The organism is Nitrospira sp. (assembly GCA_016715825.1).
GTDB lineage: Bacteria > Nitrospirota > Nitrospiria > Nitrospirales > Nitrospiraceae > Nitrospira_D.
The window spans coordinates 401503-414061 of sequence record JADJXO010000002.1; the positions used below are offsets into that span (position 1 = coordinate 401503).

The 12559-nt window shown below is 54.7% G+C and carries 16 protein-coding genes; 7 read left to right on the plus strand and 9 right to left on the minus strand.

Annotated features, from left to right (window positions below; all coding sequences use genetic code 11):
- The first annotated feature begins 54 nt into the window (after window positions 1-54).
- A complete protein-coding gene (locus IPM58_07955) occupies window positions 55-426 on the plus strand; it encodes a hypothetical protein (GenBank protein MBK9307007.1) in 372 nt (123 codons plus the stop codon).
- Window positions 427-517: 91 nt separating this feature from the next.
- Window positions 518-757 carry an addiction module protein gene (locus IPM58_07960; GenBank protein MBK9307008.1) on the plus strand — a complete coding sequence of 80 codons (240 nt, stop codon included), beginning with the start codon at window positions 518-520 and terminating at the stop codon, window positions 755-757.
- 27 nt (window positions 758-784) lie between these two features.
- Here the strand turns inward: IPM58_07960 and IPM58_07965 are convergent, their stop codons facing one another.
- The 7 genes from IPM58_07965 to IPM58_07995 all read right to left on the minus strand — a co-directional run bounded on the left by IPM58_07965 (window position 785) and on the right by IPM58_07995 (window position 6474).
- Complete coding sequence (locus tag IPM58_07965) at window positions 785-2017, minus strand: hypothetical protein (GenBank protein MBK9307009.1); 1233 nt, start codon at window positions 2015-2017, stop codon at window positions 785-787.
- Window positions 2018-2308: 291 nt separating this feature from the next.
- Window positions 2309-3448 carry an NrdH-redoxin gene (locus IPM58_07970; protein MBK9307010.1) on the minus strand — a complete coding sequence of 380 codons (1140 nt, stop codon included), beginning with the start codon at window positions 3446-3448 and terminating at the stop codon, window positions 2309-2311.
- Window positions 3449-3468: 20 nt separating this feature from the next.
- Window positions 3469-3825 carry a cytochrome c gene (locus IPM58_07975; protein MBK9307011.1) on the minus strand — a complete coding sequence of 119 codons (357 nt, stop codon included), beginning with the start codon at window positions 3823-3825 and terminating at the stop codon, window positions 3469-3471.
- A gap of 11 nt (window positions 3826-3836) precedes the next feature.
- Window positions 3837-4694: a universal stress protein gene (locus IPM58_07980; protein MBK9307012.1), complete on the minus strand. Its 858-nt coding sequence runs from the start codon at window positions 4692-4694 to the stop codon at window positions 3837-3839.
- 24 nt (window positions 4695-4718) lie between these two features.
- Window positions 4719-5264, minus strand: coding sequence for a hypothetical protein (locus IPM58_07985; protein MBK9307013.1), 546 nt, complete (start codon window positions 5262-5264; stop codon window positions 4719-4721).
- A gap of 12 nt (window positions 5265-5276) precedes the next feature.
- Window positions 5277-5930, minus strand: coding sequence for a phosphoribosyltransferase (locus tag IPM58_07990; GenBank protein MBK9307014.1), 654 nt, complete (start codon window positions 5928-5930; stop codon window positions 5277-5279).
- A 70-nt stretch (window positions 5931-6000) separates the two neighbouring features.
- Window positions 6001-6474 (minus strand): Hsp20/alpha crystallin family protein, encoded by a 474-nt coding sequence (locus IPM58_07995; GenBank protein MBK9307015.1) that lies wholly within the window; start codon window positions 6472-6474, stop codon window positions 6001-6003.
- Between the two features lie 593 nt (window positions 6475-7067).
- On the opposite strand from IPM58_07995, the gene polX reads away from it, so the two are divergent.
- The 5 genes from polX to IPM58_08020 all read left to right on the plus strand — a co-directional run bounded on the left by polX (window position 7068) and on the right by IPM58_08020 (window position 11487).
- Window positions 7068-8801 carry a DNA polymerase/3'-5' exonuclease PolX gene (polX, locus tag IPM58_08000; GenBank protein ID MBK9307016.1) on the plus strand — a complete coding sequence of 578 codons (1734 nt, stop codon included), beginning with the start codon at window positions 7068-7070 and terminating at the stop codon, window positions 8799-8801.
- Window positions 8802-8968: 167 nt separating this feature from the next.
- The gene (locus IPM58_08005; protein ID MBK9307017.1) at window positions 8969-9223 is read left to right on the plus strand and encodes a hypothetical protein; all 255 of its coding nucleotides are present in this window, start codon (window positions 8969-8971) and stop codon (window positions 9221-9223) included.
- Between the two features lie 183 nt (window positions 9224-9406).
- On the plus strand, window positions 9407-9583 hold the full coding sequence (locus IPM58_08010) for a hypothetical protein (GenBank protein ID MBK9307018.1): 177 nt from the start codon (window positions 9407-9409) through the stop codon (window positions 9581-9583).
- Between the two features lie 868 nt (window positions 9584-10451).
- Window positions 10452-10943, plus strand: coding sequence for a hypothetical protein (locus tag IPM58_08015; protein ID MBK9307019.1), 492 nt, complete (start codon window positions 10452-10454; stop codon window positions 10941-10943).
- A 367-nt stretch (window positions 10944-11310) separates the two neighbouring features.
- The gene (locus tag IPM58_08020; protein ID MBK9307020.1) at window positions 11311-11487 is read left to right on the plus strand and encodes a hypothetical protein; all 177 of its coding nucleotides are present in this window, start codon (window positions 11311-11313) and stop codon (window positions 11485-11487) included.
- Window positions 11488-11706: 219 nt separating this feature from the next.
- On the opposite strand, the gene IPM58_08025 is transcribed toward IPM58_08020, so the two are convergent.
- Together IPM58_08025 and pal are read right to left on the minus strand one after the other, a co-directional pair.
- Window positions 11707-11901 (minus strand): hypothetical protein, encoded by a 195-nt coding sequence (locus IPM58_08025; GenBank protein MBK9307021.1) that lies wholly within the window; start codon window positions 11899-11901, stop codon window positions 11707-11709.
- A 58-nt stretch (window positions 11902-11959) separates the two neighbouring features.
- On the minus strand, window positions 11960-12550 hold the full coding sequence (pal, locus tag IPM58_08030) for a peptidoglycan-associated lipoprotein Pal (GenBank protein MBK9307022.1): 591 nt from the start codon (window positions 12548-12550) through the stop codon (window positions 11960-11962).
- Window positions 12551-12559: the final 9 nt, after the last annotated feature.

Consider the following 12559-nt stretch of genomic DNA (forward strand, 5'->3'; position numbering starts at 1 on the left):
TGTTCAGTCTCTGTTTGACGGGATGGTTGGGAGTGGAGTCGACAACCATGACCCGTGACGGGTGGGCCGAGACGTCGTCCTCGCAGCCGACTGGAACGCTCAAAGGCAATATCATGGAGGGCCGGGGAGATTTTTAATGGGAAAGGGGTCTGCTACTACTGCCATGGGATTGATGGATATCTGCACAAGATTCCTCGACTGGAAACGGACACGGCGAAGCTCATCGCAAAGCTGAACCCTCCTCCCACCGACCTACGGAATCCCAACGTCCTGCGCCTGAAAACCAACAAAGAGAGGTCTCGTGCGATTCGAGAAGGCCATCCCGGCACCGGCATGTTTCCCGACACCACGATGACCGATCAAAACCTCGCCGACATCTTGCTCTACCTCGCACTCATCAGAAAAGACCCCAATCCGGAGCAGTAACTCAGGCCACAGGGCTCCTTTTCTTTTCTCAGGAGCCGCTATTCTCATCTTCCTAAATTGCGATATACTTCGTTTGCAAGAGGTGTCTAATATGCCAAAACCAATCCCTTCTCCACCTCCCGGATTCGACGAGCTCCCCGTCGAAGAACGAATCGATTTTGTGCAATCCCTGTGGGATCGCATTGCGGCAACCCCCGAGCAGGTTCCTGTGCCTGATTGGCATCGAAACATCATTCGTGAACGACTAGAGTCGTATCGAACACATCCAGACGCAGGCCGCTCATGGGCTGACGTTCGCACAGAAATCGTAAACAAGTTACGGGATCGTTGATTTGACGGATGGCACGGCGACTCGTCGTCATGTTCGAACGAAACGAAGCCGTTTTTGGATGAGATGTTCCTGCCGTATCAAGGTTGCCTTGTCGGTCGGAAGATCAAAGAACGAGATAATCTCCCCAAGATTGGCAAACTTGTAACCATGAAAAACATGGAATTCTATCAAGGCTTCAACGTAACGCTTGAGCTGGTATAAGAGTTTCGTGATCTCTTCATTCCGTTGGTCCATATGAACGGCAGAGTTTCTGTAATCACGTAAGTGGTGCAACACTTCTTGATGAAAGACGCGATCTGACCAAACTGAGACGGCACGAGCAACGGTCACTTTATGGGAGTCTTTAATTGTTGTTCTGGTGAGGTGCTCCAATAAGCTCCAAAGCTTGAGGAATGCAGTTTCATGGTTTCTTTCGTCGAGGGCACCGGCATACCGCCTAAAGGCTTCCTCTATAAGAGGTCTCGAATGAGATTTTGACAGTTGCTTTCTAACCTGTCGTTCGAAGCTTCTGAGCGAGTCCCAGTTTTTTCGGAGATCTATCGGCGATACCGCCTCAACGTAAGTCGAGTCATACCAGAACGGATCGGGAAGACGTTTCCCATTCGGATAATGAAGCGAGTGTAAGGGGCCTAACAATATCTTATTGATCGGATCTCTTTTTCCAGCGTGGAGTATGACGTGACGCCTTCTGTTAAGGGCAAAGTTCCAGATTCCTCTCAGAAGGTCAATGGTATCAAGTGCTATCATTCCAGCCTCTTCTGGGGACCGGCCTTGCGTTATTATCTCAATGGGTGAGTATGCTGTGGGTAATTCTCGATTAAGGAACTTACGGCCCAGTTTGAGAAAAACATCTCTTTGAATCTTAGAGTGGAGGCTACGAGTGAAAATTATTCGGGTATCATTTAAGCTCACACGCGCACGAGCCGTAGGTATATGAAGAGAGATATCACTGACCAGTAAATACTTCTTGATAGGCTCTCGCATGTACGCTTGTTCTAGTTTTGAGATTTCTTGCAGTAGTGCTGACTTCGTAAGTGTTTTCGATTTAGCTACGATGGAGATGCCCTTGTGAACAAACTGCCTCTTGTAGCGATCAGGAAAAGGAAAGATGAAGCTGAGAGATGAAAGTAGAACGGTTGCGTAATCGTCAAACTCGAAGCCAGTGAACGACACCTCCCCATTTTCGGACGTTGACTTAATCCTCTCTAAGCCCGTAGTGATTACATCTGGGTTATAACCGTTTTTCCAATCTGCACACATATAGGGCCTTATTTGCTAGGTTCGTAGGTCGCTGTGAGCATCGAGTTTACCTCATCACTCGATCCCTCGCATCAACGATCCGGCAGCCTTGGCCTTCCGGCAGTGCGAAGATCGGATTCAGATCCACTTCACTGATCTCTGGGCCGCCTCCGCGAGGTGGGATCCGCGTAGCAGGACACTTTGCGTTGCCTTCGGGTTGACGGCTGACTGCCCGCGATTTTTCCCGTACTGCTCCAGTCATTGTCGCTTTCCCTAATTAGGAAGCGTCAGGTTTGCTCAACGGGCCGATGATCAGATAAGCCACTCGGGTGTGAGAAGCAAGATGGTTCCTAGACCGGCCATCACCAGGCCGCTGGCCAGCTTCAGCCAGCGTCCAGCCCCTTCTTGTAATTTCCTCCGACTCAGCGTGACGACCGCGATCGTCACCATGAGGCCGTCGTCAAGAATATAGGCCAGGTTATAGAGGCCAAGGTACCCGTAGTAGGTCCATGTCGGCAACTGCTGCATCGTCAGGATTTGTGTGTAGACCGCCGGGAATCCAGCCGTGCAGAGCAATTCAATTGTATTCACCAGCCCGGCCAGAATGATGACGCCCACCAAGGCTCCGGCAAGGTTGTCGGCCTGGATGATGCGGCGGATGCGGGCGTACAGGCCGGGCTTTGCAGACTCGGGAATGCTCAAGGACAGACCGTGATGGAGAGCAAAGAAATCTTTCACATTCACCAGCCCGATGAAGAGCGCGATGCCGCCGAGCCCGATCTGAACAGCGCGCGACAGCCCTACCACGAGAAACAGGTTGAGCCATGCCGCCATGAAGGCAAAATAGAGCAATCCACTGACGATGACGAAGGTTCCCGCGATGAGCGCCATCTTCCGCCGATCTTGTAGATTGACCAGCAGCGACAGGAGAAAGAGTAGGACCCACATCGCACAAGGATTGAATCCATCCAACAAACCAATGACCACGGTGAACAACGGAAGGCCAAGATCCTGGACACGAAGTGGGCCGAACCACCCCGTCTCGATGGTCTCGATTGATGAACCTGGTTCGATGCCCGGGGCGTTCCGGTCGAGCATGGCGCGGATCTTAGCTCCGGTCGTGTCGGACGACTGAAATCCCAGGATCAACTCTGTGCCGATGAGAAATGCGGGAACACCAAGGGTGGTGATGCCTCGATCCTTGGCCCATACCTCGAGTCGCTGTCGTGCCGCGGAGTCCTCAACGATGTCATAGAGGGTAATATGAAGCGAAGGCCGCTCGCGTCGAAGGTCGTCGAGGAAAACCTTTGCCGCTGCGCAATGGGGACAGCCCGCTCTGACAAAAACCTCAATGTCCGGAATGGCCTCCCCCGCCCAAGCGCTGCCCGGGAGAGAGAGCACGATGGCGAAGACGTGGATGGCAAGTCGGCGGAAGAATATGTGCCAAGCTATGCGCTGAAACGACACTTCTGCTAACTGGTGATATCCGGTGGCGACATGAATCTGATGTACGACAACACATCCAGCATTTGCTCATCCGTCAGCTTGCCACGAAACCCATGCATCGGGCTGAATAAGACGCCGTTCGAAATCGCCACGAGCAGTTCCCAATCCGTCTTCGAGCGACTGATCTGAGATCGAAGATCGACCGGTTGGACGATCAAATCTTGGCTGTCCGGCCCATTCCCGTCCAGTTGAACCCCATGGCAACGGAGGCACTGTCGCTCATACACGCCCTGTCCGGCTTTCGAATCTCCTCGAATTCCTTGAGCGAAGATCACAGATATTGAGAGGGCAATGAAGAGTAGTGTGAGAATCGTCGGTTTCATCTTCGCTCCTTTCACCGCAGTACGAGCACCGGACACGTCACATGATGAACAACGGCATGGGATACACTCCCTAAGAGAAAGCGAGACAGTCCCTTACGCCCATGTGAGGTGATGACGACGAGGTCCACAGGCTTTGCCTCTTCTTCGATCACCGAGACGGCATGACCGGTGGCGACTTTCGTGCTGACCGAGTATCGGGGGGTCATGAGTTTGCTGGCGGTCGACTTGACGAGTTCCTCCGCATACCGCTCAGCTCCCTCCCACCATGTTCTAGTTCCCATGGCATCGTACGGATCATCCACTCCGATCGGAACGACGGCGTGGAGTACGCAGAGTTCAGCAGGGTCGGCGAAGGGATGCTTCGTAAGCCATGCCACGATTCGGTCAGCATCCTCGCGATCCTCGATGGCGACAAGCACCCGTTGAACTTTGCGCGCTGCACCCTTGACGATCAAGATTGGGCGTGAGCCGTGCAAGAGCACCCGATGGGATACGCTTCCGAGGACCATCTCCGAGAGCCGGCTTCGTCCACGCACACCGACGACGACGAGATCGGTTGAGAAGGTGTCCGCGCTGTCGAGGATGAGCTGTGCGGGATTGGCGACTTCGTTGACCTTCCTGATGGACTGGATCTCCGGCGGAACCATAGTCGCGGCGTGATCCAGAGCTTTGCGCCCGGCATCGACCATCGCGTGGCGGAAATCCTCGTACCCTTGCACGTTGCCCGCTTGGGCCACGACCGGATTGTGAAGAATTCCCAAGTCGACACCATGGACCAGCGTGACGTCCGATGGATGATAGAGGTGGAACGTTTGGGTGACTGCCGCGAACGCCTGATCGGACCAATCGACACCGATGACGACTCTCATTTCATGACCCTTCCCATCCGATCGTCAAAACAGCGGATGTGGTGCGGTGCCGAACGGAAGCACCAGCGGTGATTCACCAAGATGGCCGCGAAGACGCCACGAGCCGTTTTCCGGGACAAGATAGTGTACTTCTTCATGCCAACTGTCGATGGGGACATAGAGGCCGGTGGTCTTCGATCTGGCCCACAAGTGCCCTGTGCACGTGACCTCCAGAACGGCATCCTTCCCTGCTCCGAGCTTGGTCATCTTCGTGAAGAGATGGGTACTGGCGATTTCCTCGTACTCATCAAAGAGATCATTCCAGATCTTGCGGATATCGTCCTTCTTAAACCCATGGTAGTTGTACCGGGAGGAATAGATGCCCATGACCTGTTCCAGGTCATGGGCTTTGATCGCTTGTTCCGCCCGCTCAAAGGCTTTGACGACGCTATTAACCGTCGCCTCGTCGACCTCGATCACCGACCCGGATGGAACGACAATGTTCGCCGATGCCGTGCCGAGTCCGATGACACTTGCAATCAGGAGTACGAGTGAGACAACTGTCGAGGCTGCGCGATCTGGTCTACTCAAGGAAGCCTCCAATTATTGTGGCGGAGACGCTGTCGAAGAATGTGTCCGCTCTTTCCATTCCAACTGCGACTCTTCCGCCAGGTTTAAATACTCCACCACATCGTGATCGCTGACTTCGGCGAAGTCGATATAGTGATGACCCACAGCCCAGAATGGATCCGGTGTGGCGAGGACGACCAGCTCATCCGCCTGGACGCGTGCCTCCTGTACGGTGTCGACAGGGCCGACCGGAATAGCTCCGATCAGGCGGCGAGGCTTGAAGTGTCTGATGGACTGGACAGCTGCGAAGAACGTGGAGCCGGTGGCGATCCCGTCGTCTACGAGAATGACGCTGTGGTCGGCAAGCGTGAGCATCTGCCGACCTTGGCGGTACATACTTTGTCGTCGAGCGATCTCGTGTTGCTGCATCTGAACCATCCCGTCGATATCGGTCCGAGAAAAACCATAGGCGGCCATTGCCCCTGGGTTCAGATAGACCGTTCCTGTTTCACCCACCGCGCCGAGTGCATACTCAGGGTTATCCGGTGCCCCCAGCTTGCGGGTGATAAAGACGTCCAGCGGAAGATGGAGCCCCAGGCTCAGTTGATAACCGACGGCGACTCCTCCGCGCGGGAGTGCCAAGATAATGGCTGTTGGGTCATCGCGGTACTGGAGTAGTCGTTCCATGAGTCGACGCCCAGCCTCTTCACGATTTCTGAACATCACACTCGTCCCTTCGCTCGCTCGACGCCCAGCTTCACGAAATTTTCACTTCGATCGCCTTTGGCTTTGCCTTCTCAGACTTTGGAAGATGAACTTTCAAGACGCCATCCTTATACTCGGCGTTGACCTTCGATCCATCGGCATTTTCAGGAAGGGTAAAGCTTCGTATGAAACTCCCATAAGCTCGCTCCACGCGGTGATACTTTTTGCCCTTTTCTTCCTTCTCGTATTTCCGTTCACCACTAATCGAGAGGACATCGTCATGAACGTTGATCTTGATCTCCTCTTTCTTCATTTCGGGCACTTCAGCGTTGATGACATATTCCTTCTCGTCTTCCGAGATATCCACGAGCGGTGACCATTCGGAGACGGTGAGGGCTTCCTTCTTATCGCCGCCGGTCGGAACCGGTGTGCGGCCGAATAGGGTCGAGAGTCGTTTCTCCATTTCTTCGAGCTCCTTGAACGGATTCCATCGCGTCGTCGGTTCCCATCGTGTCAGTGAACTCATGGCCAGTGCCTCCTTATGTGATTGATGAGGGGTTGGACCCTCTACTGCCAGCTTGTGCATTGACGGTGCCAACATCCAAGGTGTGAAGGATCTGCAAGAAAATGCGCGGTTCTAGATAACCAGACGGGCTGGGTTCATCAGAGATGAGAAAGAGTCTGTGGCAATACGGGACAGTGACACCGAAGGGGCTGTGGCCTCTTTCGACATTGATAGATAAGGTGAGGGGCCTTGAGGCGAGACCTATTCATAGGGAAACCTCTAGCCCCTCGCAAGGTTCATTAGGTCGACATTAAGGGCCCATGGCAGGAATGAGACCTAAGCATAGGTCGTGCAATGCCTGTCCACTGCGTCATAGGCAAAGGAGAGCCGTGATTGGCTTTGAGAGGCGAAAGGACGATGAAACAGCGGTTGTCGTTTAAGAATCTGCCTAAGATCCAGGCAACGCGGTTCAAGAAGCTGAGGCTGGAGAAGGAACGAGAGCGAGTTAAGTGAATAAGAGTTAGGTTGGCCGAGAAACGGTCTCCAAGTAGAGGAGACTGAAAGCCAGGTGTCGAGGTCTCCTGCCGGTGCTTAGGAGAAGAATGCGGAGCCACATGCCGGCACATAATGCCGATGTCGCGGCGGTCTTTGAAGAGATAGCAGATCTTCTTGAGATCGAAGGATCCAACCCATTCCGCATTCGTGCCTATCGCAATGCGGCTCGCATGCTCCGGGATCTCCCACGTGAAGTCGGTGCAATGCTCGACGAGGGAGAGGATCTGACCGAATTGCCTGGTATAGGGGAAGACCTCGCGGCAAAGATCAAGGAGGTCGTCCAGACCGGTACGGCCGCTGCGCTCGAAGCGCATCGCAAGAAAGTTCCAAAGACTCTTACCGAGTTGCTCCGAATTCCTGGCATCGGACCAAAACGAGTGAAAGCGCTGTACCACGATCTCGGCATTCGGACGCTCGATCAGCTGCAGAAGGCCGCGCAGGATGGGTTGGTGAGATCGCTCCAGGGTTTCGGAGAGAAGACCGAACGATATATCCTGGATCAACTGAAAAAGCGGGTCGGGGAGGAGAAGCGTGTTCAATTGGCGGTTGCAAATCAGTATGCCGAAGCCTTGGTCACCTACCTGAGGGAATCTCCCGGAGTGAAACAGGTCGTGGCGGCGGGAAGCTATAGGAGAGCCAGAGAAACGATCGGGGATCTCGATATCCTCATCACCGCCGCCTCCGGCAGTCCCGTAATGGATCGATTCGTGTCCAATCCGGAAGTCGAAGAGATTCTGGCACATGGGGCAACCAAAGCGAGCGTCCGGCTCGCCTGCAAGTTGCAAGTGGATGTGCGAGTCGTTCCCGATGACAGTTACGGAGCCGCGTTGCAGTACTTCACTGGAAGCAAGGCGCATAATGTCGCGCTTCGTCAATTGGCACAGCAGCGGGGGCTCAAGATCAACGAGTACGGAGTGTTCAGAGGCGACAGAGCGGTGGCTGGGGCCACCGAAGAATCAGTCTATGCCGCAGTTGGGCTGCCTTGGATTCCACCGGAACTCCGGGAGAATCGTGGGGAGATCGACAGGGCACGAGCTGGGCGCTTGCCGGTGCTTGTGGAGGTTGCCGATCTGAAGGGCGATTTGCATGCCCACACTAAAGCGACCGATGGTCACAACTCCATGAGAGAAATGGCGGAAGCGGGCCGAGCGAACGGTCTTGAGTATCTGGCGATCACCGACCATTCGAGGCGTCTGACGATGGCCAAGGGCCTCGACTCGAAACGGCTGTTCGAACAGCTCGAAGAGATCGATCGGCTGAACAAGATGCTGAGCGGCATCACCCTATTGAAGGGGATCGAGGTCGATATCCTTGAAGATGGCAGCCTGGATCTTCCCGATGAAGATCTCTGCCGACTCGACCTGGTGGTTGGGGCCGTGCATAGCCACTTCCGACTTTCCCGAGAAAAGCAGACTGAACGGATCCTGCGCGCCATGGACCATCCCTGTTTCACGATCTTGGCTCACCCCAGCGGCCGGCTCATCGATGAACGAGCGCCTTATGACGTGGACATGGCGTGTGTCATCCACCATGCCCGAGAGCGAGGCTGCTTCTTGGAGGTGAATGCACATCCAATCCGGCTTGATTTGACGGACACCGATTGCCGGATGGCGAAAGAGGAAGGCGTCATGCTCAGCATCAATTCCGATGCCCACAGTACCCCGGATCTTGGGAACCTTCAGTATGGTGTCGGGCAGGCGCGCCGAGGGTGGCTGGAGAAGAAGGATGTGTTGAATGCTCGGTCTCTACAGGCGCTGCGACCGCTGCTCAAGCGCACGATGGTGAAAGCGTGAAGAGTCCCTCGACGGGTGAGATGCCAGGCGTGAGGCGGTGGCCCGCCCAGCTATGTATGGACAAGGATAAGCGCAGTTCGGCCTCTACTGTTGGAGATTGTGGGTGAATCCTTTCCCAAGATTCAGGCTCATAAGAGTCATCCCACAATTCATCAATGAGGAGGTGTATGCATATGGTCAACGTCTCAACATCATTTATCACCCAAGAGCGGAGGCGAGCCGACCGCTGCCATCGATGCGGCGGCTTCATGGTTCCGGAGAAAGTGTTCGAAATTGGGTCGATCGATTGGCATTGTGTAAGCTGCGGCGAGCGGATCGATCCTGTCATTCTCGCCCATCGTCAGGCACAAGGGCTGACAGATGTTGCGCGCGAAGAAGCTGAGAAGCTGTTTGTCGGTCACGGTAAGCACCGTCTGAACTAAACTTTCCTTCTTGGAACCGGGGGCGTCACAGCCCCCATCCAATTCACACCGAACGCCGGTCTCCATACACAGGCAGCCTATCAACAGACAGTCTGTTGTCCCGGAGGATGGCCCCGTCATGCGGACCATGCTCTATCATCCATCGGAGCGCCTCCTAATTCAGATGGGACGAGGGTGTTGGGCATGGGCGCGGCCTATGTGCCCGCCTATCGGTTTCTCAAGGCGCAAGAGCAGGGGTTGGCTCAACAGTGCGGGACAAAAGTGCAGCTGATGGAGGACGCGACTGAAAGAATCAGACAGGTCAGGGAAACAGTTCGGCTGGTGATGAAGGAAGGGGGCATTGGGGCACCACCTGGATAATGTGGGGTATCTTGCCATCGTTGATTCTGAAAGGACTGTGGTTATCTAACAATTAAAGGAGGTGGCGTGGATCTAGGGCGGTCGGTAGTCTCAGGTGTTTGACCCGTTCTTATGCAGCTAGCAGGCAAAGGGCTGCGGGCGCTGTTTCCGTCGCAGGGTTAGGGTTCAAGGGACGCGCTATCGATTGTCGGTGCCACTAGGCACGGCCGTCGAGTCGGCCTGATCGAAGAGTGAGGCGCGGGGCAATCAGCCTTATGCGACTGAAGGATTGTCGAACGTGATCCTGGCCAGATGACAGCCCCTGTGGTTCCACATAAGAGCGGGCTGTTTCTTGTGTATTCTCACTATGAAGTGACACCTCACAAACAAGCCATCAATGCTCACGGCGAATAGGTTTGACGAAAGTCACCCCGATCAGCGCTCACCAAAGGGTAGTCGGGGGTACATCAAAAACCGGAGCGGAGGGCGGGTCTAGAAAGTTGCTTCTGTGCCCTCTTTTGCCCCATGCGCTACTTCAAACCGTAGCAGCTCTCACCACACCACAATTCTTCGCTCGTGCGGTCGAGTGACCGAAGTAGATCTGTTTCTGTGCGTATTTCTTATTCGAAGAGGTTGCACGATGGAGAGGCACGCCGGTTGCGTATAGCTAAGACTGTCGACCAACGACCCGAACGGCGACCGTATCCCTGTTGAAAATCAGGCACAAGAAAGGTCGTCGTTGGCTGTAGACGGCAATGGTCGTTGGCCGGATAAGCGAAAGAGGGTGACGTGTATATCGAGATGTTGGGATGAGGTTGTCTCTGTTCACCAAGAACGTTCGGGCAAGAGAAGGATCAATCGATTTCTGTGTTGAAGATGGAGGTAGATCATGAGGCACAGATGGTATTCAGTCATCGGAGTAACCACATGCGTTGCCGCCGCCGGAGCCATGTTGTGGAGCGCGGGAACGGACACCGCGTATGCCCAAGCAGAGGGAATGGGAGCTCCGCCGTCGAAGGTGGAGATCACTATTCGAGATCGCCAACATGGGTATGAGACGGTAGGGATCACGATGCCCTCACAGAAGACGATCGTCGTGGTTCGTAACGAGAACAGTGTGACACATGGATTTGCCTCAACCTTGTTCAAGGACTTGCCGGTTCGTGTGGAGAATGGGAAAGAGGTGAAGGGGAAAAACTTTCGGTCGTTCCATGTCGAACCAGGACACACCATGACCCTGGAGTTTTCAACTGCGCCGACGAAATTCGGGCCCTATGGCGGGGCCGAGAGTATGCGCCATGCCATCTGGTGTGACATTCATCCCGAAGTAAAAGGGGAGATCTACGTCATCGAAACGAGGGGAGAGGTTGGTGGTGGCTAAGGAGTTGCCGCTGGAGCGGAAGAGTACCTTGCTTAGTACAAGAGTTCGAAGGGAAGTGGGCTGTACGGTTCCCTTAGGAGGTGTTGTTCCATCGTAGTACTGAGATGCACAAGAAGGGGAAAGGCCCATAGAGCATAGAACGTGCCTGCGCCAAGCCCTGTAGTTTCGGCAATGCTAAGGGGGGGAAGCACGGATGTGGAAGGCGATGTGGCAGCCTGGTCTCCGCGCGAGGTGGTCATTCACAAGAGCACGGATCTCGAGGGAGGGCTGATCTTCGTACTGGAGAACCCGACGCCTCGCACCCATTATGTTCGAGGCCCCAGACCGCTTCGAGCAGATTAGAGTGGAAGGGAGTGAAAATAGGACCGTGAAACCGATGCGAGTCTACGCCGCCCCTGAAGAGACCGTGCTTGTGCAGGTCAGCATAGAAGAATTGAACCGTGTGCCAGAAGCGGATGTGTCGGAAGCGCAAACCTACCCGTTCTTCTGTCCGCTACATAAGGGTGAAGAGACCTTCCGAAACCAGATTCAGATAGTTCCCTAGGCGATGCTTCCCCTTATAGGCGAAGAGGATAAAAAACGAGAGCGGAGGCTGGTCTAGAGAGCTCTTTCTCACTTGTGTGGAAGTCTTGGAGGGGCTTTAGGCTTCCCGCTTACTACCGGCGGGCCTGCTCACCGCCCCAGCGCTCGACCTCGATTCTCTTGAGTGTTCCTCTCACCGAGGCCTCCGCTCAACTATCAGATAACCGCTTTTCGTGAGGAATCAACTTACTTCCCGAAGGGAGGCAGTGGCGTACAGTTTATGCACGGCGATCCCGCTGAACAGGTAAGTCACATCTTCCCCCACATCACGCCCCTTGGTGAAGCGGCGACTCTGCCGGAGTTGCTGCGGCGGGGCCAACGTTCGCCGGAGCGTGAGGCCAGCCGTTAGACTGCGCGCTGATACCCGTGTTCGCATCGCCGCTCACTATGGTGAGTCACGATATCCAATGCGTGCCGCTTCTTCACCCTATCGCTTACGGCTTCCTGAAATGCACGCGCCGGTTTGATTGCCAGCAGGCTTCGGTATGTTCGTTGCAAAAGGGGCGTTCTTTCCCGTAACTCGCGGTGTGGATTTGAGACGAGGCCATACCATGTTTCTCCAGATATTGTTTGGCGGCCTGAGCGCGCCGTTCCCCCAGGACGAGGTTGTATGCACTCGTGCCCCGCTCGTCGCAGTGGCCCTCAATGATAAGTTCTTGATTCGATTCCGATTTAAACAGATCCGCAAGACGGTTCAACGTCGATCGCGCATCACCGCGGATCGCATATTGATCGAAATCAAAATACACATCCGAGAGCTCGACCAGTGGGTCGACGGGTGGAGGTAACGGTGTTTCCGGAACCGGCGCAATCGGTTCTTCTTCCACACGCAATTCCGGTTCTTCCGGTTTTGTTAAGGGTACGATTTTCGTCTCCTCTGCGACAGGTGCAGGGGGAGGACTGGCCTGGACCCCTTGATCCTCTCCAGAGGTCACAATTGTTCGCCCACTACACCCGGATACGATCATGACCAGAATCAACCAGAGCACAAAACCATGACCGTGACGCCGAACCTGTGGTGACATCGTTCCTCC